This is a genomic window from Klebsiella sp. GW_Kp182 (assembly GCF_040062275.1).
GTDB lineage: Bacteria > Pseudomonadota > Gammaproteobacteria > Enterobacterales > Enterobacteriaceae > Klebsiella > Klebsiella michiganensis.
In genome coordinates, this window is record NZ_JBEAFQ010000010.1 from 1 (window position 1) to 25,888 (window position 25,888).

Sequence of the window (25,888 nt, forward strand, 5' to 3'; positions counted from 1 at the left end):
CGCCTCCGGGAAGCAGCGCGCAATGTCATCTCCGCTTTTTTCCCGGCTCGCGCTGTGCTTAGCCGGGCTACGGGTTTACCGTCGTCTGCGGGCCGGTAGCCCGGGTCAGGCGTTACGCCGCAACCCGGGATGGGTTCAAAGCTTACGCTACTCCTTCGCGATAGGCGTTTCGTTTTCCGCCACTTTGGTATCGCCCTGAATGGCCGCGATTTTCTTCTCCACGTCGGCAACCTGCTCGCTGCTGTGCAGCAGCGTATAGGTCAGATCAAACTGGGTGCTTGCCCCGGGCTGAAGCTGCTTAACGCGTTTTTGCTCGCGCTCGATGGTTACCGGATAGGCGTAGCTGGTACCCGGCTCAATACCGGTCACGTAACCCTGTTTCTCGGTATCGGTGTTTTTCCACAGCGTCAGCATCGGCAGCTGGCGGGTATCAAACTGAATCGATGCCCCTTTGTCGCCGGCTTTGTTGACCACGGCGGCCAGCGTTTGATGATTTTCGTCCGCCAGCGGCTGCATGTTAAACACCATTTCATCGAAATCTTTGGTTGGACCGGCGTAGGTTTGCCAGGTTTTTAAGCCGGCTTTGGCGTAGTCATTGAACGGGCTGATGCTGGCGATCGGCGCCATAAAGCGGGCCCCCTCTTCGAGGATCGGCTTGCCAAAGTTGCTGTGATAGATAATCTGATAGTCATGCGGATAGTCAGCATGGTTGGTTAAGACATCGTGCAGGCTGAAGCTGTTGCTGCCGGGTACATAGCGCAGCTCGGTCATGGTCTGCAGATCCGCTTTCTTAAACGTGCTCTCCTTCACCAGCCCGCGAACGCGAATTTCATACGGCGCGGTGTCCGCGACTTCCACTTCCACCTGCGAAGCCGGCGTGTTGCCGACCTTGCCGTGCAGGGTATAAATCTGCCCGTCTGCGGTTACCGGGTGGCCGGTCCATTCATAGCCGCAGCGCACCATCATTTCATTGAAGCCTTCCAGCCAGCCCAGCCCGTTGCGGCTTTCGAGGTTAATAAAGGCCGGGTTGACCACCTCTTTTACCGGTGAGTCCCAGCCCATCCGTGAACCAAAACCTTCGATTTTCAGTAGATTCATGCCGCGAGTCGGGCTCAGGGTAATCGTCAGGCCGTCTTTGCTGTGGATCACGAGGATTTTGCTGCCTTCCTGTTTCCCGCCGTGAAGGACTTTTTGCTCAATGCTGAAGTTATGATCTTTTATCTTCAGCTGGTCGCTGGTTATCTGCCAGTTTCCTTTATCCATACCGCTTTCAGCGCTTGTCAGCACCCATGTTTTCGCGACTACAGGCCCAGAAACAAGCATGGCAATTGCTGTTAAAGCTAATGTTTTTTTCATTTTTTAACCCTTTTGCTGAATCGATTGTGTTGCTGATGCAGGGAATTTAGTTGTAAGTGGATTATGAAAATGTGAAGTGTCTCACCTGGTGAGAAAACGGCCGTTTTTATATTTTTAAATGAGATTTAAATCGCTTTTTTTAAGTAATTATAAAAGTTGTTGCTAAAAAAATGTGAATCAAGATGATTTTAGCTTTAACGATTCAGCTATTACTGGCTACGGCTATGATGAAGCTTTTAGAAACGACAGGGCCGCCGGGCTTTAGTGGCCCAGGCGGCCCTGGTTGAAGCGGCTTTATCGTTTAAAAAAACGCAGCGGGGAGGTTATCAAGCGCCGTAGAACGCTTTGGTATAGAGCCCTTTGACATCCTGAACGGACGGATAGTTAGGATTCGTTAATGTGCAGGGATCGTCAACGGCATGGTGACTCATTCTGTCGAGGACGTTCACAAAGGTGATTTCATTGATTTCAACTTCGCCGCACTGGCTTAGCGTTTTCGGCACGCCCAGACGTTGATTCAGCGCGTTGATCGCTTCAATCAGGTTTTTGATGCCTAACGCCGCTTCCAGCTGACGATATTTTTTGGTGAACTTCGCATTATATTGAATGATATAAGGCAGCATAATCGCGTTTGCCAGACCGTGGGTTATACCAAACTCGCCGCCAATCTTATGCGCCATTGAATGAACTAACCCCAGCGAGGCGTTGGTGAAGGCGATTCCCGCCAGCGCAGAAGCATTGTGCATATGCATGCGGGCATTTAAATCATCAGGTGAGCGCCAGGCGATTTCCAGATACGTAAACACCAGCCGAATCGCTTCTACCGCATAGGGGTCAGTAAACGAGTTGGCCGCGGTGGAGACATAGGCTTCAATGGCGTGGGTCAGAACGTCCATTCCGGTATGAACGGTAACGTGCGGCGGCATTTTTGCCGGAATGGTGGGGTCGAGAATGGCGATATCCGGTACCAGATCGGCGGCAACAATCGGGTATTTGATATGATTTGCCGTGTCGGTGATCACCGAAAATGCGGTGATCTCAGAGGCGCTGCCGCTGGTGGAAGGGATCGCCACAAATCGGGCTTTATTGCGTAGCGCCGGCATGGAACCGACCGGGAGAATATCCTCGAACTTCAGCTGCGGATGCTCGTAGAAACACCACATTACTTTTGCGGCATCAAGCGCGGAGCCGCCGCCAATCGCCACTATCCAGTCCGGTTCAAAAGCCTGCATCGCTTTTGCGCCGCGCCAGACGGTTTTAATGGACGGATTGGGTTCGACATTATCGATAATAATGCACTCCATACCTGCTTTATTGAGTTCGCTGACGGCTTTATCCAGAAAGCCAAAACGCTTCATGGAACTTCCGCCAGTGACTAACGCGGCTTTTTTGCCGCTCAGGGTGGAAAGATGTTCTAAAGCATTTTCGCCATAAATAATACTGCGAGGAATTGAGAAGGCCTGGGTCATAGGAAACTCCATTTAATATTAAGGATTTTTTTAGTGTGCATTCGTCATTTACGATTCAGCGACACGTGCAGAGTAAAAAAATCGAATTAATGCTCCAGATATTGCCGAAGCAATATCTGGAGGGAGTTGACCGTCATACTTCGAGCGGCTGGTGCGTTGACTGCAACTTGAATTATTTGGGGTATTAGCGGCGTTTAAATCGTACCGTCCCAGGAGTCGACTTTTTCGCGTTTCGCTTCCTCTTCATCAAACCAGCGCGAGGTCACGCATTTTGATTCGGTGTAGAAACGGACGCCGTCTTTGCCCAGGCAGTGCAGGTCGCCGAAGAAGGACTGCTTATGGCCTGAGAACGGGAATACGCCGACCGGCACCGGAATACCGACGTTGATACCGACCATGCCGCCGTGGGTGCGTTTCTGGAATTCGCGGGCGTAGTAGCCGCTTTGGGTGAAAATAACCGAGCCGTTGGCAAACGGGTTATTGTTCATAAGTTGCAGACCTTCTTCGAAGGTTTTGACCCGCTTAAAGCACAGCACCGGCCCGAAAATTTCCTGCGTGCCGACGCTCATCTCTTCGGTTACGCGATCCAGGATGGTTGGCCCGACGTAGAAGCCATTTTCCTGGCCCGGCACCTGAATAGCGCGACCGTCGAGCACCAGCTTTGCCCCCTCCTCAATGCCTTTATTAATCCAGTTGATGACCGATTGCTTATGATCTTTAGAAATCACCGGACCCATATCGGTATCGCGCAGATAGCCGGGGCCGATTTTCAGCTGTTTGGCTTTCTCGGCGACGGCGGCAATCAGCTTATCAGCGATCTCTTCCTGCACCACGACAACCGGCAGCGCCATGCAGCGTTCGCCCGCGCAGCCAAACGCGGCGTTGATAATCCCCGCTGCGGTACGGTTAATTGGCGCATCGGCCAGCACCAGGGCATGGTTTTTCGCTTCGCACAGCGCCTGAACGCGCTTGCCGTGAGCGGCGGCTTTGGAGTAAACGTGCAGACCCACGGAGGTTGAGCCGACGAAGGAGACGCCGTTGACGTCCGGGTGGGTCAGCAAGATATCGGCTTCATTGCGTGAGCAGGTCACTACGTTAATCACCCCATCCGGCACTCCTGCTTCCTGATAGAGTTTGGTGATTTCCATACAGGTCATCGGCGTCATACTGGCCGCTTTAATCACCATGGTATTACCGGAGGCGACGCATAATGGCGCCATCCATCCCATCGGGATCATTGCCGGGAAGTTAAACGGCACAATACCGGCGAACACGCCAATTGGCTCACGATAAAGGTTGGTGTCGATCCCGGCAGAGGCGTCCATCAGGTTTTCACCGGCCATGAGAGTGGGAATCGAGCAGGCAAGCTCGGTACCTTCTTTCGCTTTTAATACATCGCCCTGGGCGTCGCCCCAGGCTTTACCGTTTTCTTTTGCCACCAGCTCGGTTAAGCGGTCCTGATGCTGGATTAATAATTCGCGAACGCGGAACATAATTTGCGAGCGTTTAATGGCCGGCGTATCTGACCACGCCGGAAAGGCTTTGCGCGCCGCGGCAACGGCATCCAGCACTTCTTGCTCGGTGCAGCAGGGGGCCTGAGCCATGACTTCCCCGGTACTTGGGTTATAGACGTCCATATAGCGTTCGGTCTGCGATACGCGCCATTGACCATCAACGAAATATTTCAGCCTTGGTACAGTAGTCATATTTTTCTCCATGATGATAGCTGTCGACTCTCTAAAATCTGGCTCCGGTCGGCGGCAAATAACCGACCGCCGGGTTAGCCCCTTTCGTGAAAAGTGAATTCCTGCTTCTTGCCGGACGATGGCCTCCGCTGGGCGATTCACCTGCGGCGGTGCGGATGATTTTGTCGACTTTCTGCTGAGGAAAGCCTGCAGACGCCAGGTTTTAATGAACAGAACTCACTGGCCAAAAATACGCGCACGCACCGTTTCGGTTCTTGTACTTTAATGAAATTTATTTTTCATTATTATAATGTATGAAATAACAAAACCGTTTTGAGAGGTGGATCAAAGATAAGCAAACTGCTGATGAAGTCAGCGCCCTAAAGGCAGGGTTATATTGTTTTATTTAATAAAGTTAACAGGTTGTGTTGATGGCATTGGCGTTGATGGCGAGGGGAGATTGCCAGCCGGATTGCAATGGAACGGCTTTCTTGTGAAATAAAAGTTAAATATAAGCGCGAAATCGAATGAAAATGAAAAATTAAAACCGATTTAAATGCAGGGAAAATTCGAATTGACCATTGTCCATGGCATTGCGCTCGAGGGAGTGGGTCGCCCGGATCGGGCAACAGCCGTAATCCGGGGGAGTCATACAGAATTAGCCTTCGCTTTCGGCCAGTTCGCGCAGGTACTGGAAGATAAGACGCGCGGACTTCGGCGGCTTGTTGCCTTCTTTCTCTTTTTTGGCGTTGCGGATCAGCGAACGCAGCTGCTGACGATCGGCATCTGGCCACAGGTTCAGCACTTCAGCCACGGCATCATCACCATTATCAATCAGACGATCGCGGATCTGCTCAAGCTTATGGAACAGCGCAACCTGCTGGTTGTGGCGGTTCTTCAGCTTGTCCAGCGCCTGACGAATCGGCTCGACGTCGCGGCTGCGCAGCATTTTACCAATCAGCTGCATCTGGCGGCGGCGGCCTTCTTTCTTGATACGCTGGGCGAGTTCAATCGCGTCGCGCAGGTCGGTATCCAGCGGGATTTTATCGAGCGCGTTTTTACCCAGCTCGACCATTTCCGCGCCAAGACGCTTCAGTTCTTCGGCGTCACGCTTAATTTCACTTTTACTGACCCAGATAATTTCATCGTCTTCATCTTCGACGTCATCACCAGGGACGTCGTCGAGCCAGTCTTCGGGCTGCTTTGTCATCTCAGGCTCCTTAAAAAAGAGACTAATGTTACCAGTTAAGGCGCGCACTGAAAAACGGTTCTCTGTTAGACTTCAGTTAACTCCTTCTTACATTATGGCATTAGCGATGAAAGTCATCTCTCAAGTTGCACAACAGCGTAAGACGCTGGAAGAGGCCGTGACCACGGCGCTGGAACTGGCGGCAGGCAAATCCGACGGCGCGGAAGTCTCCGTCAGTAAAACTACCGGTATCGGCGTGAGCACCCGCTACGGCGAAGTGGAGAACGTAGAATTCAACAGCGATGGTGCTCTCGGCATCACCGTTTATCACCAGAATCGCAAAGGCAGCGCGTCTTCGACCGATCTCAGCCCGCAGGCTATTGCCCGCACGGTGCAGGCGGCGCTGGATATCGCCCGCTATACCTCGCCGGACCCGTGCGCGGGCGTGGCGGATAAAGAACTGCTGGCTTTTGAAGCCCCGGATCTTGACCTGTTCCATCCGGCGGAAGTTTCCCCGGATGAAGCCATTGAGCTGGCCTCCCGCGCTGAACAGGCGGCGCTAAAAGCCGATAAACGCATCAGCAATACCGAAGGCGGCAGCTTTAACAGCCACTACGGCATTAAAGTGTTCGGCAACAGCCACGGCATGCTGCAGAGCTACTGCTCTACCCGCCACTCGCTCTCCAGCTGCGTGATTGCCGAAGAGAATGGCGATATGGAGCGCGATTACGCTTACACCATCGGACGGGCGATAGACGACCTGCAATCGCCGGAGTGGGTTGGCGAAGAGTGCGCCCGCCGCACCCTGTCGCGCCTGGCCCCGCGTAAGCTATCGACGATGAAAGCGCCGGTGATTTTTGCCAACGAAGTCGCTACCGGTCTGTTTGGCCATCTGGTCGGGGCGATCGCCGGCGGTTCGGTTTACCGTAAATCCACCTTCCTGCTTGATGCGCTGGGTAGCCAGATCCTGCCGGACTGGCTGACCATTGAAGAGCATCCGCACCTGCTGAAAGGTCTGGCTTCGACGCCGTTTGATAGTGAAGGCGTCCGTACGGAACGCCGGGATATCATTAAAGACGGCGTACTGACCCAGTGGCTGTTGACCAACTACTCGGCGCGCAAGCTGGGATTGAAGAGCACTGGCCACGCGGGCGGTATTCATAACTGGCGTATTAACGGCCGCGGCCTGAGTTTTGCAAAGTTGCTTAAAGAGATGGGGACCGGTCTTGTCGTCACGGAACTGATGGGGCAGGGTGTAAGCGGCGTCACCGGCGACTACTCACGCGGCGCATCCGGCTTCTGGGTAGAAAACGGCGAAATTCAGTATCCGGTCAGTGAGATAACCATTGCAGGAAATCTGAAAGATATGTGGCGTAATATCGTGACCATCGGCGACGATATCGAAACGCGCAGCAACATTCAGTGCGGTTCCGTACTGCTGCCGGAGATGAAGATCGCCGGGCAATAACACTTGTGTGCTTAATAATAAAAAAGGAAGTGAGCAATGCGTAAAAAACTGTTAGCGATGCTGGCCGTATCGGCTTTTGCGCTTGGTTCGGCATCGGCTTTCGCCGATCTGGGCGAAGACATGGATACCCTTGCTGAGAACCTGCAAGTGGTGCAGAAAACTTCAGATGCCGGCGAGCTGAAAGCGGCGCTGAATAAGATGCGCACAGCGGCGGCTGACGCTCAGAAAGAGACGCCGCCGAAGCTGGAAGGTAAAGCGGCGGACAGCGCGGAAATGAAAGACTATCGTCACGGTTTCGATGTGCTGATCGGCCAGATTGACGGCGCGCTGAAGCTGGCTGATGAAGGCAAAGTCAAAGAAGCCCAGGCCGCAGCGGAAGAGTTTAAAACCACCCGCAATACATACCATAAGAAGTACCGTTAATTTCTCTTTGTGGGGAGGCGTCAGCCGATGCCTCCCACATTCTGTTAATTCAAAACTCCATCACCGTCACATTTTTCGCTTTTCCTGCATGCCGGTTTTCGCCACCATGACACCGATGATCTTGTGATGTTCATCACGAGAATTGGTTGGGGCGAATACATCCACAATAACTATGTGAAATAGATCACGCCTGCCTTCTTCCTTTCCACTTCGAAGTGGAAAACAACTCGCTACAAACTCTTTGCCCCCGGCATTAGTGTTATCCCCAGAGACATCAACGGGGTAATTCAAGTGAATAACGGAGCGGTAACACACGTCCCAGAGGAGCAGGCCACGCTAACCGAACAGCTGGCCGACAAGATGCTGCAGCAGGTTTTCGCACTATTAAGCCGCCGCAACATCGTCCCCAACGACGTTCAGGAGCAAATGCTGACTTCCCACGTTCGGGCGATGGCCCATCGGTCAATCAGCGGCGAGCCGCTGCCGGAAGTGGATGCCAGCCTGTTCGAAGAGATCTCAGAAGATTCAATGATGCTGGCCCGCGAAGTGGTCGCGCAGTTCGGCAATCTGCCAGATGAAGAAGCCTGGCTGCTGTCCGTCCACTTCGAAGTCGCGAAAGATAACCTGTAAGGAGCACACAAATGGAACAAATCACCGTTGTTATTGGCGATCGCCTGGGTAAAGGACAAAAAGTTGCCGCAGGTGCGGAAAAAGCCGGCGCTCGCGCCGTGGTCGTGCCGGGCGTTGCCGCGGATATGAAGCTGGGCGACATGATGAAGGCGGAAAACGCCACCTTCGGTATCTCTTTCTGCGGCAGCGGCGGCGCAGGGGCTATCACCGCGCAGAATAAGCACGGCTACAAGGCGAAATATGGCATGCGTTCCGTTGATGAAGGCGTCACCGCGATCAACGAAGGCTACAACGTACTGGGCTTCGGCTTTATGGATAAAGAAGAGCTGGGTGAACGCCTGGTTGAGGCCTGGAAGAAGAAGTACGGCGCGTGAGCATGAAAGAGCAATTCACCACCACGGTGAGCGTAACCGGCAAAGGCGAGAGCAAAACGCGCGCTTTTGCCGATGCCCTGAACCATGTCCAGGCGGCGGTGATGAAAACGTCGCCGCACATCTTACTGCGTATTGAACCACAGGACGTGGAGGTTGTTCATGCGCGTGAAGCGGTACGGAAAGAGGCCTTTTTATTCTTCTTTTTGCGCCGTGAGCGACGAACCTACAGCGTGGAGCTGAAGGTCACCGTCACCGTGACCGCCATTAATCTCGATAAAGTGGATTTCGTCACGCAAACCTGATTTTCACCAAAGGGTCAGACTATGTTCCTGATAATTTTAATAAAATCGCTCATCATCGGCGGCCTGGTTGGCGTCGGCGTAGGCGCCGGAGCGGCACGCATGTTTCATGCGCCCACCACGCAGGGGATGGGGGCGTTTCGTACCTTGGGCGAGCTGAATTCATGTGAAGGCGATCCGGCTTCCCACTTCTCATTTGGCCTGGGCTTCTTCTTCAACGCCTGGGCCTCTTCCGTCGCGGCAGGCTCCTTCACTCAGGACGTTGACCACCGCATTATCCCCAACTGGGGGGCGGCAGCGCTGATGATTAAAAACCGCAACGTCGGCGAGACGCTGCACGATCCGAAAAAGATGGCCATCGCCTGCGGCATTATCGGCATGATCGTGGTCGCTTTCCTCAACCTCACCGCCTCTTCTGTACCGGAAGCGCTGCAGGTGACGGCGGTAAAAGTGCTGGTTCCGGCGGCAAACCTGCTGGTGAATACGGTGATGCCGGTCATCTTCTGGCTGGCGGCGATTGATGCCGGTAAAAAATCGGGCTTCTGGGCGACGATTTTCGGCGGCGCGGCGCAGCTGATTATGGGCAACGCCGTTCCGGGCCTGGTGCTGGGCATCCTGATCGGGAAAGGCGTTGAAGAGAGCGGCTGGCACCGCGTCACCAAGGTGATGATGGTGGCGATCGTCGCGCTGTTCGTTCTGAGCGGCTTCTTCCGCGGTTTCGACATGAAGATGATTGAATCCTTCCATCTGACCGTGCCGAACTGGCTGGAACTGATCCACAACTCGCTCAGCGGTAAATAACAGGAGCCTCTCATGGAACAAAATAAAGGTTTTTGGTATGCCGACTGGTCGTTCCCGATCTTTGTTGGCCTGCTCTCCGCCGGCGTCTTTGCCGGGACGCATATGTACTACCTCTACGGCATCGGCGCGTTTAACGAAGTCGCCTTCGTGGCGATGCTGAAAGCGGGAATTGATACCGGAGCCTACGGCGCGGTAGCGGCGTTCGGCGCCAGCTTCCTGTTCGCGCGTATTATCGAAGGCTCGCTGGTGGGGATTCTGGATATCGGCGGGGCGATTCAGACCGGCGTCGGCTTAGGCGTTCCGGCGCTGCTGCTCGGCGCGGGCTTTGTTTTCCCGGTCGCCAACTTTGCCGCCTCGCTGGTCACCGGCCTGGTGCTGGGCCTCGCGATTGGCTACATCATCATCCTGGCGCGTAAATTCACCATCAACCAGAGCGATTCCACCTACGGTGCGGACGTCATGATGGGGGCCGGTAACGCCTCAGGCCGTTTCCTCGGACCGTTGATTATCCTCAGCGCCATGACCGCTTCTATTCCTATCGGCATCGGTTCCCTGGCGGGCGCGCTGCTGTTCTACATCTGGCAGAAGCCTATCACCGGCGGCGCGATCCTTGGCGCCATGCTTCTTGGGTCAATCTTCCCGGTGGCGATTAGTTAAGTCCTGCGGGCGCCTCGGCGCCCGCGTTAACAGGAGAGAGAGACATGTTTGATTTACTCCTGCGCCGTGCGCGCCTCGTCGACGATACCCTGACCGATATCGCCATCCGGGACGGTAAAATCGCGGCGCTTGGCGAGATTAGCGCGCCTGCGCGCAAAACCCTTGAGCTGGACGGTCGCTATTACGTCAGCGCAGGCTGGATTGACTCTCACGTTCACTGCTATCCGAACTCGCCGATTTACCATGATGAGCCGGACAGCGTGGGGGTTGCTACCGGCGTGACCACCGTGATTGACGCGGGCAGCACCGGCGCGGACGACGTGGATGATTTCTACCAGCTGACCCGCAAAGCCGCGACCGAAGTTTACGCCCTGCTTAACATCTCCCGCGTCGGGCTGATTGCCCAGAATGAACTGGCCAATATGGCGAATATCGACGCAGAGGCGGTGAAGCAGGTGGTCAATCGCTACCCGAACTTTATCGTCGGCCTGAAGGCGCGGATGAGCAGCAGCGTGGTGGGGGAAAACGGCATTACGCCGCTGGCGCGCGCAAAGGCGATTCAGCAGGAAAACGGCGGCCTGCCGCTGATGGTGCATATCGGCAACAATCCGCCCGACCTGGATGAGATCGCCGACCTGCTGACCTCCGGCGACATCATTACCCACTGCTACAACGGTAAACCCAATCGTATCCTGACGCCGTCCGGCGAGCTGAAAAGCTCGATTTCCCGCGCGCTACAGCGCGGCGTGCGCCTTGATATCGGCCACGGCACCGCCAGCTTCAGCTTCGAGGTGGCGCGGCGGGCGATTGCTATGGGCATTCTGCCGCACACCATCAGCTCCGATATTTACTGCCGCAACCGTATCGACGGCCCGGTGCGATCGCTGGCGCTGGTGATGTCGAAATTCCTCGCCATTGGCATGTCGCTGCCGCAGGTCATTGACTGCGTGACCGCCAACGCCGCTGAAGGCCTGCGTCTTAGCCACAAAGGGCGGCTGGAAGTGGGTTACGACGCCGACCTGACGCTGTTTACCCTCGCGCAGACGCCAACGGTGCTGGTGGATGCGGAAAAAGAGAGCCTTCAGACCGACAAGATTCTGCTGCCGCTTGCCGCCGTTCGCGCGGGCAAGGGCTATCTGACCGAACAAGGGAGCGCGGAAAATGCCTTCGATTTTTGAGAAATATGATTTAAAACAGGTGATTAATACCTCCGGTCGTATGACCATTCTCGGCGTCTCCACGCCGCGGCCGGAAGTGGTGGATGCCGCGATGGCGGGGATGAACCAGTACTTCGAGATGAAAGATCTGGTCAATAAAACCGGCGCGTATATTGCGAAGCTGCTGGACGTGGAAGGGGCGACCGTCGTCTCCTGCGCCTCGGCGGGCATCGCCCAGTCGGTGGCGGCGGTGCTGGTAAAAGACAGCGACTGGCTGCTGGAAAACCTGCACGTGACGCCGATTGAAAACAACGAAATCGTGCTGCCTAAGGGTCATAACGTCAATTTTGGCGCGCCGGTGGGCACCATGGTGGCGCTGGGCGGCGGCAGGCTGGTGGAAGCGGGCTACGCCAATGAATGTTCCGCCGGGCAGCTGGCGGCGGCCATTACCCCGCGCACCGCGGCCATTCTGTATATCAAATCCCACCACTGCGTGCAGAAAAGCATGCTCAACGTGGCGCAGGCGGCAGCGGTGGCGCAGAGCCATAATCTGCCGCTGATTGTCGACGCGGCGGCGGAGGAAGACCTCCAGGCCTACTATCGCGCCGGCGCGGATCTGGTGATTTATAGCGGCGCGAAGGCGATCGAAGGGCCGACCAGTGGGCTGGTGATTGGCAAAACCCAATACGTTGAGTGGGTTAAACGCCAGTCGAACGGCATTGGCCGGGCGATGAAGGTGGGCAAAGAGGGGATCCTCGGCCTGACCTGCGCGATTGAGCACTATCTGACGGCGCGCAAAGAGAGCGGTGAAGAGATGGTGGCGAAGATGACGCCGTTTATTCAGCAGCTCAATACGCTCGATGGCGTCACCGCGCGCGTGGTCTGGGACAGCGCCGGCCGCGATATCGCGCGGGCGGAGATCAAGTTTGATGAAGCGGTGACCGGCGTCGATACCGGCGATCTGGTCAATGCGCTGAAGCAGGGCGAATACGCCATCTACTTCCGTGGCTATAAAGCAAATGAAGGCATTATTGAAGCCGATGTCCGCAGCGTGAACGCGCAGCAGCTGGAGATTGTCTCCCGTCGCATCGCAGAAGTTTTGAACAAGGAGAAAAACGCATGAAACTGACCCCTAATTTTTATCGTGACCGCGTCTGCCTGAACGTGCTGGCGGGGAGCAAAGAGAACGCCAGCGAGATTTATGAGGCGGCGGAAGGTCATGTACTGGTGGGCGTGCTCTCCAAAAATTACCCGGACGTCGCCAGCGCGGTTGCCGATATGCGTGAATACGCGCAGCGGATTGATAACGCGCTCTCCGTGGGACTGGGCGCGGGCGACCCGAACCAGTCGGCGATGGTCAGCGTAATTTCGCGTCAGGTGCAGCCGCAGCACGTCAACCAGGTATTTACCGGCGTGGCGACCAGCCGCGCGCTGCTGGGGCAGAACGAAACCGTGGTTAACGGCCTGGTGTCGCCAACCGGTACGCCGGGAATGGTGAAGATCTCCACCGGCCCGCTCAGCAGCGGCGCGCCGGACGGCATCGTACCGCTGGAAACGGCGATTGCGCTGCTGAAAGATATGGGCGGCAGTTCGATTAAATATTTCCCGATGGGCGGGCTGAAGCATCGCGACGAGTTTATTGCGGTGGCCGAGGCCTGCGCCCATCATGATTTCTGGCTGGAGCCCACCGGCGGGATCGATCTGGAAAACTACGGCGAGATCCTGCAGATCGCGCTGGACGCAGGGGTGAGTAAAATTATCCCGCATATCTACAGTTCGATTATTGATAAAGCCAGCGGTCACACCCGCCCGGCGGACGTGCGTCAGCTGCTTTCGATCACCAAACAGTTAGTAAAATAGCGCCGATTGTCCCTCACCCCGGCCCTCTCCCCAACGGGGAGAGGGTTAGGGCGAAGGGAAACCGCCACCGAACCATCAAGGAGTCACCATGCCAACCGCTCGTCACCTGCTTGTTGCTTCACTCTCTCTGCTCGCCGCCGGCGCCGCTGCGCAAACCCAGTACGCCTGGGTCGGCACCTACAACCCCAATGGCGAAGGGCTGTATCGCTTTACCGTTGATAGCCAGACCGGGGCGCTGCGCGATAAAACGCTGGTCGGGACGCTGCCTGACCTGGCCCAGCTTACCGTCTCGGCGGATGGCAAAACCCTGTACGGCGCCAGCGAAGTGGAAAAGGGAGTGGTGCAGGCGTGGCGCATCGGCAGCAACGGTGAACTGAGCGAGCTGAATCAGGTCGCTTCCGGCGGCGCCGGGCCGGTTTATCTCTCCCTGACCCCCGATGGACGTCATCTGCTGGTGGCAAACTACGTCAGCGGCAGTATCGCCGTGCTGCCGGTGAAAGAAGATGGTAACCTGGGCGAGGCGGTGGATGTGCGTCAGGATCAAGGACCTGCAGGCGCGGAACGCCCGGCGGCAGCCGTCGAAGGTAGTTTTGCCATTAGCGATCATAACGGCCCCCACGCCCATATGATCGCCGCCGATCCCAGCGGTAAATTCGTTTACTCCACCGATCTCGGCCTGGACCGGATCTATCAGTACCGGCTGGATAGCGCCACAGGGAAGCTGACGCCGAACGATCCGCCGTTTATCGCGGCCTCATCTCCCGGCGCCGGACCGCGCCACTTTGTGTTTACGCCGCAGGGCGACGGACTATGGTTGATTAACGAAGAGGCGTCGACGCTCACCTTTTATCATCTCGATAAGCAAAGCGGCCTGCTGCGCGAGGGGAAAACGGTCTCGGCTTTGCCTGCAGAGTATAAGGGCACCAGCTTTGCCGCCGGCCTGGTCCTGAGCCGCGACGGCAAGCAGCTGTACGTCGCCAACCGACTGCATAACAGTATCGCCCACTTTACGGTGCTGGCTGACGGCAGCCTGAGCCACCAGGACGATATCTGGACCCGCGGCGACTATCCGCGCACGCTGACGCTGGACAGTCAGGGGCAGTGGCTGTACGTCATGAACCAGCGTAGCGACAACATCACCCGCTTTCGCGTCGCGCCGAAGGATGGCAGGCTGACGTTATCTCCGGACTACACCCCGGTTGGCAGCCCGTCGCAGATGGTGATATCCGCTCAACCCTGAGCCGTAAGAAAAAGGAACTGACATGCGATTTCCCCATCAACGTTTAGCGCAGCTGTTTACTCTGTTGCAAAACGAAACGCTGCCGCAGGAGGAGCTGGCGCAGCGGCTGTCGGTTTCTACTCGCACGGTACGCGCGGACATCACCGCGCTGAACGCGCTGCTGCTGCACTACGGCGCGCAGTTTATCCTCACCCGCGGCAGCGGCTATCAGCTGGTGATTCACGATCCGACTCGCTATCAGACGCTGGAAGAGAGCGCGCCGAAAGCGCAGCATATCCCGCGAACCGCGGCGGATCGCATCCACTTTTTGCTGGTGCGCTTTTTAACTTCCGCGTTTTCTATCAAGCTGGAGGATCTGGCCGATACGTGGTTCGTCAGCCGCGCCACCTTACAGGGCGATATGGTTGACGTACGCGAGCGTTTTCAGCGTTATCAGCTCACCCTCGAGACCCGGCCGCGCCACGGCATGAAGCTGTTCGGCAGCGAGGTCTCCATTCGCGCCTGCCTGACCGATCTGCTGTGGGAGCTGAGCCAGCAGGGGCCGCTGAACCCGCTTATTGGCGAAGAGGCGTTTGACGCCAGCGTACCGACGCTGCTGGCCGGCGTGCTGCAGGAGACGTTAACCCGCCATCACGTGCGGCTGACGGACGCGGGGGAGCGCTTTATCTGCCTGTACGTCGCGGTTGCCGTGCGCCGCGTGAGCGAAGGGTATCCGCTGGCGGATTTTAGCGCCGAAGATGTGGCGCAAAACGTACGCGACGCCGCACGCGAGCTGGCAAACACGATGCAGCAGCTGGCGGGCAAACTGCTTGCTCCGGCGGAAGAGGAGTGGCTGTGTGTCCACCTTGCCGCCCGCCAGGTGCAGGACGTCGATCCGGGCACCATCAGCGCCGACGACGACGAAGCGCTGGTGAACTACATCCTGCGCTATATCAATCAGCAATATAACTACAATCTGCTGGACGATGCCCAGCTGCGTGCGGATTTACTGACCCATATTAAGACCATGATCACCCGCGTGCGCTACCAGATAATGATCCCCAACCCGCTTCTGGAAAATATCAAACAGCACTACCCCATGGCGTGGGACATGACCCTGGCGGCGGTATCGAGCTGGGGGAAATATACTCCCTACGCCATCAGCGAAAACGAGATCGGCTTTCTGGTGCTGCATATCGGCGTCGGGCTGGAGCGCCATTACAATATCGGCTATCAGCGTCAGCCGCAGGTGCTGCTGGTCTGCGATACCAGCAACGCGATGGTGCGGATGATTGAAGCCATCCTGCAGCGTAAGTATCCGCAGCTGGAAATTGCCGCCACCCTTTCGCAACGCGAATATGAACAGCGGGAAGAGATCGCGGAAGATTTTGTCATTTCCACCGTGCGTATCAGCGAGAAAGAGAAGCCGGTGGTCACCATTGCGCCGTTTCCTACCGACTACCAGCTCGACCAAATCGGCAAGCTGGTGCTGGTGGACCGCACGCGTCCCTGGATGCTGAATAAGTATTTTGATGAGGCCCACTTCCAGGTGATAGATACCCCGATGGATCAGCAGGCGCTGTTTGCCACGCTGTGCCAGCAGCTGCAGCAGGAGGGGTTTGTCGGAGCGGAGTTTCATGGGTCGGTGGTGGAGCGTGAGGCTATCGTCAGCACCATGCTCGGCGACGGGATCGCGCTGCCTCACGCCCTCGGCCTGCTGGCGAAAAAGACCGTGGTCTATACGGTTATCGCCCCGCACGGTATCGCCTGGGGCGACGAAACCGCGCATATCATCTTCCTGCTCGCCATCAGCAAAAGCGAGTATGAAGAGGCGATGGCGATCTACGATATTTTCGTCACCTTCCTGCGCGAACGCGCTATGACCCGCCTTGCCGCCACCCGCAGTTTTGCTGAGTTTAAAGCGGTGGCCATGGAGTGCGTCAGCCGGTTTTGAGATGCGCAGCCAGAGTTCGAGCCGCGCGTGCTTCGGGATATCGACGGGTATATCAGGTTCGGGATGAGGTGGTGAGGGTTTATGTTATTGCTGTGGGAAAACGAGAGAAATTAGCCGTCTATCGGAACGTCCATAAACGGCTGTAGCGGGAGGCTATCTCAGGTGATGTACAACCTGGTTGCTGCTGCCGCGCCAGATCAGCGCCGGGTCTTTTAAGTCCTGCACAAATTTGCCATCAACCAGCACGTTGATGAGATCCACCACCTGCATCTGCGCGGCGTTAAGTTCGTCCAGCTTGTAGCCGGTCCACACCCAGATATCTTTGCCGGGGCACTCGGCGCGAACGCGCTGCACCAGCTTAAGGATCTCCGGGACGTTCTGCGGGTGCAGCGGGTCGCCGCCGGAAAGCGAGATCCCCTGGCGCTTAACGCGGGTATCGTTGAGGTCAGCAATAATGCGGTCGGCCATCTCGGCGGTGAACGGCATGCCGGAGTTTAGCCGCCAGGTGCTCTTGTTATAGCAGCCGGGGCACTCGTGAACGCAGCCGGAAACGAACAGGGTGCAGCGAGTGCCCGGACCGTTAACGATATCTACCGGGTAATACTGATGGTAATTCATTTTTCGCTTCTCAATTAACGCCATAGCCGCGTTGGCTGCGCTCGCTCACCCCAGTCACGTACTTAATGTACGCTCCCGGGGATTCCCTCGTTTGCCGCCTTGCTCTGACGCGAATTGCTTTGCGAAAACGGAGGGGCTTTGCATTTGTAAAGGGAACGACTCCCGGCGTTGCTGCGCTCGGCCGGGCTACGAAGAGCCGCATACGCGGTTGTAGCCCGGATAAGGCGCTTTGCGCCGCGATCCGGGAACGGCTCGAGTGGCCGGCCGGTCCCCTCTCCCCGTTGCTGAGAGGGGGAGGGGCTAAACCACCTGGAATTAACCGATCTGCCCGTTGCCCAGGTGCTTAACCCGGCGCTTCACTTCTTCCTGCTTGCCGGCGTTGAACGGACGGGCGTCCGGGCTCCCGAGATAGCCGCACACGCGGCGGGTTACCGACACGCGGGAGGCATCGTGGTTGCCGCATTTCGGGCAGGTGAAGCCTTTGCTGGTGCATTCGAACTCACCGGTAAAGCCGCACTCGTAGCATTCGTCGATCGGCGTATTGGTTCCGTAATAGGGCACGTGCTGATAGCTGTAATCCCACACGTCTTCCAGCGCTCTCAGGTTGTGCTGAATATTCGGGTACTCGCCGTAGCAAATAAAGCCCCCGTTAGCCAGCGGCGGATAAGGCGCTTCAAAATCGATTTTATCGTACGGGTTTACCTTCTTCTCTACGTCAAGGTGGAAGCTGTTGGTGTAATACCCTTTATCGGTTACGCCTTCGATCACGCCGAACTCAGCGGTATCCAGACGGCAGAAGCGGTCGCAGAGGTTTTCGCTCGGCGTGCTGTACAGGCTAAAGCCGTAGCCCGTCTCGTCTTTCCACTGGTCTACCGCTTCGCGCAGGCGCTGAACGATGGCGACGCCTTTCTCACGCAGCGCTGCGCTATCGTACATATGCTTGTTGCCGAACAGCGCGTTGATGGTTTCATGAATGCCGATATAGCCCAGCGAAATCGACGCGCGGCCGTTTTTGAAAATCTCAGAGACGTCGTCGTCCGCTTTCAGACGCACGCCGCAGGCGCCTTCCATATACAGAATCGGCGCCACGCGAGCCTTCACCCCTTCCAGACGGGCGATGCGGGTCATCAGCGCTTTACGCGCCAGCTGCAGGCGTTCGTCGAGAAGTTTCCAGAACTCAGTCTCGTCGCCACGGGCTTCCAGCGCGATGCGCGGCAGGTTGAGGCTGATAACGCCGAGGTTGTTGCGGCCATCGTGCACCTGTTCGCCGTCCTCGTTTTCCCACACGCCGAGGAAGCTGCGGCAGCCCATCGGGGTTTTGAACGAGCCGGTCACCTTCACGACCTGATCGTAGTTGAGGATATCCGGATACATGCGCTTGCTCGCGCACTCCAGCGCCAGCTGCTTAATATCGTAGTTCGCATCGCCAAACTTGTGGTTCAGACCGTCGCGAATGGCGAAGACCAGCTTCGGGAATACCGCCGTTTTACGGTTTTTACCGAGTCCCGCAATGCGGTTGCGCAGAATGGACTGCTGAATCAGACGCGATTCCCAACTGGTGCCGAGGCCGAAACCGAAGGTCACAAACGGCGTTTGACCGTTGGCGGTATGCAGGGTGTTCACTTCATATTCCAGCGACTGGAAGGCGTCGTAGCACTCTTTCTCGGTGCGAGAACGGGCGTAGCCTTCGGCGTCGGGAATGTGCCACTCTTCGGCAATTTTACGGTGCTTATTGAAGCTTTCGGTAACAAACGGCGCCAGTACTTCATCGATGCGGTTGATGGTCGTACCGCCATAAATATGGCTGGCGACCTGAGCGATAATCTGCGCCGTCACCGCGGTAGCGGTAGAGATAGACTTCGGCGGCTCAATCTCGGCGTTGCCCATTTTAAAACCCTGGGTCAGCATGCCTTTAAGATCGATCAGCATACAGTTGAACATCGGGAAGAATGGGGAGTAGTCGAGATCGTGATAGTGGATCACGCCGCGCTCGTGGGCCATGACCACGTCATGCGGCAGCAGGTGCTGGCGCGCGTAGTGCTTGGCGACGATGCCCGCCAGCAGATCGCGCTGGGTAGGGATGACTTTACTGTCTTTGTTGGCGTTCTCGTTGAGTAACGCCGAGTTGGTCTGCTCAACCAGGCCGCGAATTTCCTGGTTCAGACGACCGCGCTTTTCACGTTGGCTATCGCGGTCGTGGCGATATTCAATGTAGGCGCGCGCCAGCTGCTTGTACGGACCGGACATCAGCTGGTTCTCAACGGCGGTCTGGATCTCGCTGATATCCACCTGGGCGCGACCCTGCATTTGCTGGCTAACGACTTCTGCGACGGTGGCGCAATAGTCTGCGTCATCGACTCCCGCTGCTTTAGCTGCACGTAGAATTGCTTCATTAATGCGCTCTGACTTGAACGGCACTTTACAGCCATCGCGTTTCATCACATGCGGTGTCATGATCACTCCATAATTTTTTACAGAACAGGTTATCCACAGAGGCGGAAGGTCAACCGAAGTCCCGGGGCGCTGTAGCTGCCGCCGTTTCCCTCCGATCCCGGCCCTTTTTATCCACATCCCATCACCGCCTGAGTACGATGGGTGTGGTGACATAATAGACTATTAATACAATATGTGGGGCCGGGACGCATTTTAAGTTCTATATGTAGTGCTTTGCATCAAAGATGTTTGCAATTTTATTGATGCAGAACAAAGTAAAAAGAGGAGAGCAGGAATGATGGGCGCTTGCGCTTAATGTAAATTTATCCGCTTATAAAATAAGCAAAAATGGGGCCTGAACGCAGGAAATTCAGGCCCGAAAGGGATAACGTCAGGCGAGCAGCGCGTCGTTAAGCAGGTCAACCAGCAGCAGCAGGGCGTAACGCGCGGCCTGCGCATTCTCAGGCAGGGGCAGCAGCGCGGAGGCCATATTGCTCAACGCGTGGTTGACGGGGGTGAGGGCGAAAATTGTCGCTTCCTGTACCCGGGCCAGCAGGGTCGCGCCCTGCAAAATCGCGTCGGCCTCGCCGGTTGCCAGCACCAGCAGGAGATGATCGTCGCTGAGGGTACTGGCGATCATCCGCATCAGGGCGCTGTCCTGGCAGAGATTCATCACGATCCCGATGGAGAGCAGCTGGTGCTGAAGCAGCGTCGCCAGCGCGATGTCCTGTGCGCCGAGGGCGAAACAGTGTACGGCGCGGGCATTTTGCAGGCGCGTGCGCAGCTTTTGCAGCGTTGATTCGGGCGTGCTCACCAGCTGCTGCTCAAGATGTGTGCTAATCAGGCTTAATTTGTCGCGCCACGCGACGGGCAGCGCGGCGCTCTCCTCGTTAAGCCAGCTGGTACGACGTTCGCAAGCCTGCGCCAGCTGCTTTCGCAAATCACGAATATCCTCGCAGCCGACGGAGCGGGCAAAGCGGGTAATTGTGGCTGCGCTCACGCCAGCGCGCACCGCCAGTTCATCAATCGAAGCGCTGGCGGTAAAACTTAAATTCTGCAGAATAAATGCCGCGACTCTTGATTCCTGAGCGCTAAAGCGACTCATGCCTTCCTGTAACTGTCCTACGATATCCATGCTTTCAGCCTCTTTCTCCGCCACCGCCTGATTGAAAATATTTTTCAAGTAATGAGGGCTTTTTATACCACGCAATCACGCACAATGCCTGAGATTATTGCCGCTTTCTCTTTTATGCCGGAGTAAAGAGGTGAAAAATAACGCTCCGATCACGTACGTGAAAAAAATTTTCATATAGCCTTCACCCATACCGGCACCTCGTCTTATAGTCGATGGTGTCTGTTTAGCGCTCGCTTACGCCAAATCCATTGGGAGGAATTATGCCACGTATCGTCCTGTGCTGCGCCGCCGGAATGTCCACCAGCATGCTGGTTAACAAAATGAAGGCCGAGGCGCAGCAGCGCGCGCTGGGGCTGGAGATTTACGCCGTACCCGTCGCCGAGTTTGAGCGCGAGTTGCCCAATGCCGACGTGATCTTACTGGGGCCACAGGTGAAGTACGAAGCCCCACGATTAACGGAGCTTGCTGCCCCGCACGGGAAAGCCGTGGCGGTGATCGACATGGCGGATTACGGCATGATGCGCGGGGCCGCCGTCCTCGATAAAGCGCTCGCTCTGCTGAACTCCTAACCCTTTCCCATCAACGCGTTCATTTCGCAACGCCGCTGCGGCCTTGCGCGGGGATCTGTACGCCAAAAATGAGGCCACTATGCAAACATTGAAAATTGCCGTCATCGGCGGCGGCAGCAGCTATACGCCGGAACTTATCGAAGGCATTATCCTTCGCCATCAGCAGATTCCGGTCACGGAACTGGCGCTGGTGGATGTCGAAGCCGGGCGCGAGAAAGTGGCGATTATCGCCGCGCTGACCCAGCGTATGCTAAAGCGCCATGGCCTTGAACAGGTGAAGGTCAGCGTGCATTTCGGCCTCGATGAGGCCATTCGCGGCGCTCAATTCGTGCTGACCCAGCTGCGGGTTGGGCAGCTGGCGGCGCGGGCGGCGGATGAGCGGTTGGGGCTGAAGTACCATCTGCTGGGTCAGGAAACCACCGGCGTCGGCGGCTTTGCCAAAGCGCTGCGCACGATTCCGGTGATTTTACAGGTTGCTCGCAAGGTGGAAGCGCTGGCGCCCGACGCCTTTATCCTTAATTTTACCAATCCGGCAGGGATCGTGACGGAGGCGGTGAGCCGCTACAGCAGCGCGAAAATCATCGGCCTGTGCAACGTGCCCATCAATATGCAGCACATGATTGCCGGAATGCTGGACGCAAAAGAAGAGGAGGTCCGGCTGAGCTTCGCCGGGCTGAATCATATGGTCTGGGTACACAAGGTGATGCAGGGGCGGGAAGAGGTGACCAGTAAGGTCATCGACATGCTGTGTGACGGTCAATCGCTCTCGATGAACAATATTCAATCGCTGCCGTGGCCGGCGGAGTTTCTGCGGGCCCTGAAGGCCATCCCCTGTCCCTATCATCGCTATTTCTGGCTGACGCCGGCGATGCTGGCGGAAGAGATTGAGGCGGCCAAAACCAAAGGCACCCGCGCGGAACAGGTGATGAAGGTGGAACAGGAGCTGTTTGATATCTATGCCCGGCCCGAGCTGGATGAAAAGCCCGAACAGCTGAGCTTCCGCGGCGGGGCGTACTACTCCGAAGTGGCGGTGGAGCTGATTAACGCCATCTACAACAATCTTGGCAAAGAGATGGTCGTCAACACCCGCAACAACGGCGCGATTCACGGCTTCGATGATGATGCGGTGGTGGAAATTAACAGCATTATTGACGCGCAGGGCGCACGACCGCTGGCCTTTGGCGCGCTGCCGCCGATCATGAACGGTCTGACGCAACAGGTGAAAGCCTTCGAGCGCTTGACGATTGAGGCCGCGGTCCACGGCTGCCGGGATAGCGCGCTGCTGGCGCTGGTGAGTAACCCGCTGGTCGGGAATGTGACCGATGCCCGGGCGCTGCTTGATGAGGTGTTAACCATCAACCGCCCCTGGTTAACGCAGTTTAACTAAACTTTTCCGCCTTCGGGGATACCACTATGTCTCGTACTTCATTTATTGAACGCTATGTCATGCCCGCCGCGCTGAAAATCGGCGGTCAGAAGCATGTCCTGTCGGTACGCGACGGCATTATTCTCAATATGCCGTTTATGCTGATTGGCTCGTTTTTCCTGATATTCGCCTACCTGCCGATTCCCGGCTACGGTGAGATGATGACCAGCGTGTTTGGCGATGCCTGGCGCGATAAGATGCTGTACCCGGTCAAAGCGACCTATGACATCATGGCGCTGCTCTCCGCGTTCGGCATTGCCTACCGGCTGGCGGAAAAATATCGCACCCTGGACCCGCTCAGCGCCGGGGCGATGTCGCTGGTGGCGTTTGTGATGACGATCCCCCAGGTGACGCTCTTTACGCCGGCAGACGGTTCGGCGGCGCAGCTTGTCAAAGGCGTGCTGCCGGTGGGGATGATTGGCAGCCAGGGGCTGTTTGTGGCGATTGTGATTTCGCTGCTTTCCACGGAGATCTACCGCCTGGTGGCCAGCCGTAATCTGGTGATCCGCATGCCGGAGGGCGTACCGCCCGCGGTGGCGAAATCTTTTCTCGCCCTGATCCCCGGCTTCTGCGTGCTGGCCGTGGTGCTGGCGCTGCGCCTGATCGTTGAAGCTTCGCCGTTCGGCGATATCAATAGCATGATTACCACCCTTATCGGTATTCCCATGTCGCACGTCGGCGGTTCGCTGCCGGGGATGATTATCTCGGTGATCCTGATTGGTATCCTGTGGACCCTGGGGCTGCACGGCGACACCATTGTGCTGGTGTTTATTCGCCCGGTCTGGCTGTCGAATATGTCGGAAAACCTGGAAGCGTTTCAGAATGGGCTGCCGATCCCGCATATCATCACCCAGCAGTTTTATGACCTGTGGATTGCGCCCGGCGGTACCGGGGCGCTGTTAGGACTGGTGATTTTTATGCTGCTGCGCAGCCGTAGCCAGCAGATGAAACAGCTGGGGAAAATCGCCGCGCCGGGAGCGCTGTTCAATATCAGCGAGCCGATGGTATTCGGCATTCCGCTGGTGATGAACCCGTACTTCTTCCTGCCGTTTATTTTGACGCCGGTCCTGCTGGTGATTGTCTCGTATACCGCGATGGCCACCGGGCTGGTGATGAAGCCAGCGGGGATTGCGCTGCCGTTTACCACGCCTATTTTTATGAGCGGCTATCTGGCGACGGGAGGGCACGTTTCCGGCGCGGTGCTGCAGGTGGTGAACCTGGCGATCTCGCTGGTGATCTACTATCCGTTCTTCCGGGCATGGGATCGCCTGAAGGCGAAAGAAGAGCAGGCGTCCGCGCAGCCGGAAGCCAGCGCGACGCTGTCTGCGGCCGATCGTATTTAAAGCATATTCCCGGAGGCGGCGCTTGACGCGCCTGTCCGGGCTACCGGCTCGCAGAAGATGGTGAACCTGTAGCCCGGGTAAGCGCAGCGCGACCCGGGACTCTCAGCGCAAGCCGTGGGTTACTCCTGCAGCCACCATACCGCTTCAAACGGACGCAGGGTCATATCGGCAGGGCGGTTCGCCGCCTCCGCGTAGTTGCTTATCAGCATCCGCCAGTCGCCGCTCATCGCTTCCGGCTGCCAGCGCTGAAACTCGCGGCTCAGGTTCGCCACGACCACCAGGGTTTGCCCCTGCCACTGACGGCGATAGCACCACAGCGACGGATGTTCCGGCAGCAGATCCTGATAGTCGCCCCAGGTCAGCACCGGCGTGCTCTTGCGCAGCGTAATCAGCTGCTGATAGGCATAAAACACCGATTCCGGGTCCGCCAGCGCCGCCTCGGCGTTAATCTCGCGATAGTTATCGCACAGCGCAATCCACGGCTCGCCGGCGGTGAATCCGCCGCCCTCACCGCTGTTCCACTGCATGGGCGTGCGGCTGTTATCGCGCGATTTGCTGGCCAGAATCGCCAACAGTTCATCCGCATCCCGGCCCTGCGCCGCGCGTTCGATAAACATGTTGTGGCTCTCAACGTCGCGATAATCGGTGATGCGCGTAAAGTGCGGGTTGGTCATGCCAATCTCTTCGCCCTGATAGATATAGGGCGTGCCCTGCATGCCGTGCAGCACCATCGCCAGCATTTTCGCCGCCGGGACGCGGTACTCTCCCTCGTCGCCGAAGCGAGAGACGATGCGCGGCTGGTCGTGATTACACCAGAACAGCGCGTTCCACGCGCGATTGTGCATCCCCTGCTGCCAGTGCCTGAACAGCGATTTCAAGGCTACAAAATCCGGGCGCGCCAGCGTCCACTTCTCGCCGCCGGGATAGTCCACCTTCAGATGGTGGAAGTTAAAGGTCATCGATAGCTCGCTGCCGTCGAGCGCCGCGTACTTCTGGCAATGCTCAAGCGTGGTGGAGGACATTTCGCCCACCGTCATCAGGTTGCGCGGGGTAAAGACATCGCGGCTCATCTCCTGCAAAAATTCGTGCGCTCGCGGACCATCGGTATAGAAGCGCCGGCCGTCGCCCGCGGTATCGGACGGGAAGGTCTGGTCTTTGGAGATAACATTGATCACGTCGAGGCGCAGGCCGTCGACGCCGCGATCGGCCCAGAATTCGCAGACTTTTTTCAGCTCCGCGCGCACCGCCGGATTTTCCCAGTTCAGATCCGCCTGCTCGACGGCGTACAGATGCAGATAGTACTGCTCGCTTTCGGCGTGCCACTGCCAGGCGTTGCCGCCAAACTTAGATTGCCAGTTGTTCGGCGGCGTGGTCGGTTCACCGTCGCGCCAGATATAGAACTGACGATACGGGCTCTCTTTGTTGAGCGCTTCGCGGAACCAGGCGTGCTCGGTCGACGTGTGGTTCAGCACCATATCCAGCACGATACGAATTCCTCGCGCCTTCGCCTGGGCCACCAGCTCGTCGAAATCGTCGAGCGTGCCGTAGGCGGGATCGATAGCGGTATAGTTGGCCACATCGTAGCCGTTATCCACCTGCGGCGAGACGTAGAACGGCGTCAGCCAGATAGCGTCAACGCCGAGCTTTTGCAGATAGTCGAGGCGGGAGGTCACGCCGCGCAAATCGCCGGTGCCGGTCCCGGTGGTGTCCTGGAAACTCTTCGGATAGATTTGATAAATAACGCCGTTTTGCCACCAGAGGGGAAGGGTATTCATACTTGCGTTCCTGCTACAAAAAAGGGGGCGACAGCGCGCCCCGAAAAT

At 57.0% G+C, this 25,888-nt stretch carries 23 protein-coding genes and 1 pseudogene; 16 read left to right on the forward strand and 8 right to left on the reverse strand.

What is annotated here, in order from left to right; translation table 11 throughout:
* Positions 1-147 precede the first annotated feature (147 nt).
* The 4 genes from ABLU88_RS11940 to yjgA all read right to left on the reverse strand — a co-directional run bounded on the left by ABLU88_RS11940 (position 148) and on the right by yjgA (position 5,720).
* Positions 148-1,356: an aldose 1-epimerase family protein gene (locus tag ABLU88_RS11940; RefSeq protein ID WP_154904468.1), complete on the reverse strand. Its 1,209-nt coding sequence runs from the start codon at positions 1,354-1,356 to the stop codon at positions 148-150.
* 326 nt (positions 1,357-1,682) lie between these two features.
* On the reverse strand, positions 1,683-2,825 hold the full coding sequence (locus tag ABLU88_RS11945) for an iron-containing alcohol dehydrogenase (RefSeq protein ID WP_014837210.1): 1,143 nt from the start codon (positions 2,823-2,825) through the stop codon (positions 1,683-1,685).
* Positions 2,826-3,019: 194 nt separating this feature from the next.
* Positions 3,020-4,531, reverse strand: coding sequence for a CoA-acylating methylmalonate-semialdehyde dehydrogenase (locus ABLU88_RS11950; RefSeq protein WP_049079517.1), 1,512 nt, complete (start codon positions 4,529-4,531; stop codon positions 3,020-3,022).
* A 637-nt stretch (positions 4,532-5,168) separates the two neighbouring features.
* Positions 5,169-5,720 carry a ribosome biogenesis factor YjgA gene (gene yjgA / locus ABLU88_RS11955; protein ID WP_004098062.1) on the reverse strand — a complete coding sequence of 184 codons (552 nt, stop codon included), beginning with the start codon at positions 5,718-5,720 and terminating at the stop codon, positions 5,169-5,171.
* Positions 5,721-5,814: 94 nt separating this feature from the next.
* Here yjgA and pmbA point away from each other — a divergent pair, with 94 nt between their 5' ends.
* From pmbA to ABLU88_RS12020, 13 genes and pseudogenes are all read left to right on the forward strand, one after another.
* Entirely contained in the window at positions 5,815-7,167 is a 1,353-nt protein-coding gene (pmbA, locus tag ABLU88_RS11960) for a metalloprotease PmbA (protein WP_004098067.1), read from the forward strand.
* A gap of 36 nt (positions 7,168-7,203) precedes the next feature.
* Complete coding sequence (cybC, locus tag ABLU88_RS11965; RefSeq protein ID WP_032695164.1) at positions 7,204-7,590, forward strand: cytochrome b562; 387 nt, start codon at positions 7,204-7,206, stop codon at positions 7,588-7,590.
* Positions 7,591-7,881: 291 nt separating this feature from the next.
* Complete coding sequence (locus tag ABLU88_RS11970) at positions 7,882-8,220, forward strand: PRD domain-containing protein (RefSeq protein ID WP_004098070.1); 339 nt, start codon at positions 7,882-7,884, stop codon at positions 8,218-8,220.
* 11 nt (positions 8,221-8,231) lie between these two features.
* Entirely contained in the window at positions 8,232-8,594 is a 363-nt protein-coding gene (locus ABLU88_RS11975; RefSeq protein ID WP_004098072.1) for an SFCGS family glycine-rich protein, read from the forward strand.
* A gap of 2 nt (positions 8,595-8,596) precedes the next feature.
* A complete protein-coding gene (locus tag ABLU88_RS11980) occupies positions 8,597-8,896 on the forward strand; it encodes a DUF4312 family protein (RefSeq protein ID WP_004098073.1) in 300 nt (99 codons plus the stop codon).
* A gap of 21 nt (positions 8,897-8,917) precedes the next feature.
* The gene (locus ABLU88_RS11985) at positions 8,918-9,694 is read left to right on the forward strand and encodes a DUF4311 domain-containing protein (protein ID WP_004098075.1); all 777 of its coding nucleotides are present in this window, start codon (positions 8,918-8,920) and stop codon (positions 9,692-9,694) included.
* 12 nt (positions 9,695-9,706) lie between these two features.
* The gene (locus ABLU88_RS11990) at positions 9,707-10,351 is read left to right on the forward strand and encodes a DUF4310 family protein (RefSeq protein WP_004098076.1); all 645 of its coding nucleotides are present in this window, start codon (positions 9,707-9,709) and stop codon (positions 10,349-10,351) included.
* A 44-nt stretch (positions 10,352-10,395) separates the two neighbouring features.
* Complete coding sequence (locus tag ABLU88_RS11995) at positions 10,396-11,529, forward strand: amidohydrolase/deacetylase family metallohydrolase (RefSeq protein WP_064375407.1); 1,134 nt, start codon at positions 10,396-10,398, stop codon at positions 11,527-11,529.
* The gene (locus ABLU88_RS12000) at positions 11,513-12,631 is read left to right on the forward strand and encodes a DgaE family pyridoxal phosphate-dependent ammonia lyase (RefSeq protein ID WP_014227652.1); all 1,119 of its coding nucleotides are present in this window, start codon (positions 11,513-11,515) and stop codon (positions 12,629-12,631) included. Before ABLU88_RS11995 ends, ABLU88_RS12000 begins: the two co-directional genes overlap by 17 nt.
* The gene (locus tag ABLU88_RS12005; RefSeq protein ID WP_064405961.1) at positions 12,628-13,368 is read left to right on the forward strand and encodes a KDGP aldolase family protein; all 741 of its coding nucleotides are present in this window, start codon (positions 12,628-12,630) and stop codon (positions 13,366-13,368) included. The genes ABLU88_RS12000 and ABLU88_RS12005 overlap by 4 nt, the downstream gene beginning before the upstream one ends.
* An 88-nt stretch (positions 13,369-13,456) precedes the next feature.
* Positions 13,457-14,608 carry a lactonase family protein gene (locus ABLU88_RS12010; RefSeq protein WP_348836597.1) on the forward strand — a complete coding sequence of 384 codons (1,152 nt, stop codon included), beginning with the start codon at positions 13,457-13,459 and terminating at the stop codon, positions 14,606-14,608.
* Positions 14,609-14,630: 22 nt separating this feature from the next.
* Positions 14,631-16,541 carry a PRD domain-containing protein gene (locus tag ABLU88_RS12015; protein ID WP_348836599.1) on the forward strand — a complete coding sequence of 637 codons (1,911 nt, stop codon included), beginning with the start codon at positions 14,631-14,633 and terminating at the stop codon, positions 16,539-16,541.
* Positions 16,542-16,552: 11 nt separating this feature from the next.
* Positions 16,553-16,687, forward strand: a pseudogene (locus ABLU88_RS12020) (hypothetical protein); the annotation flags it as partial.
* A gap of 7 nt (positions 16,688-16,694) precedes the next feature.
* Here ABLU88_RS12020 and nrdG read toward each other — a convergent pair.
* From nrdG to ABLU88_RS12035, 3 genes are all read right to left on the reverse strand, one after another.
* Positions 16,695-17,159, reverse strand: a complete 465-nt coding sequence (gene nrdG, locus ABLU88_RS12025) for an anaerobic ribonucleoside-triphosphate reductase-activating protein (protein ID WP_348836600.1) — start codon at positions 17,157-17,159, stop codon at positions 16,695-16,697.
* Positions 17,160-17,474: 315 nt separating this feature from the next.
* Positions 17,475-19,613, reverse strand: coding sequence for an anaerobic ribonucleoside-triphosphate reductase (nrdD, locus tag ABLU88_RS12030; protein ID WP_032747666.1), 2,139 nt, complete (start codon positions 19,611-19,613; stop codon positions 17,475-17,477).
* A 370-nt stretch (positions 19,614-19,983) separates the two neighbouring features.
* Entirely contained in the window at positions 19,984-20,727 is a 744-nt protein-coding gene (locus tag ABLU88_RS12035) for a MurR/RpiR family transcriptional regulator (protein WP_348836602.1), read from the reverse strand.
* Positions 20,728-20,987: 260 nt separating this feature from the next.
* Between ABLU88_RS12035 and ABLU88_RS12040 the strand changes: the two genes are divergently transcribed.
* The 3 genes from ABLU88_RS12040 (at position 20,988) to celB (ending at position 24,065) form a co-directional block, all read left to right on the forward strand.
* Positions 20,988-21,296, forward strand: coding sequence for a PTS sugar transporter subunit IIB (locus ABLU88_RS12040; RefSeq protein ID WP_032747668.1), 309 nt, complete (start codon positions 20,988-20,990; stop codon positions 21,294-21,296).
* Positions 21,297-21,375: 79 nt separating this feature from the next.
* Complete coding sequence (locus ABLU88_RS12045; RefSeq protein WP_032718874.1) at positions 21,376-22,683, forward strand: 6-phospho-beta-glucosidase; 1,308 nt, start codon at positions 21,376-21,378, stop codon at positions 22,681-22,683.
* Positions 22,684-22,709: 26 nt separating this feature from the next.
* A complete protein-coding gene (celB, locus tag ABLU88_RS12050) occupies positions 22,710-24,065 on the forward strand; it encodes a PTS cellobiose transporter subunit IIC (RefSeq protein ID WP_128696640.1) in 1,356 nt (451 codons plus the stop codon).
* Between the two features lie 119 nt (positions 24,066-24,184).
* Here celB and treC read toward each other — a convergent pair whose 3' ends face one another.
* Positions 24,185-25,840, reverse strand: coding sequence for an alpha,alpha-phosphotrehalase (gene treC / locus ABLU88_RS12055; RefSeq protein WP_122116687.1), 1,656 nt, complete (start codon positions 25,838-25,840; stop codon positions 24,185-24,187).
* Between the last annotated feature and the right edge of the window lie 48 nt (positions 25,841-25,888).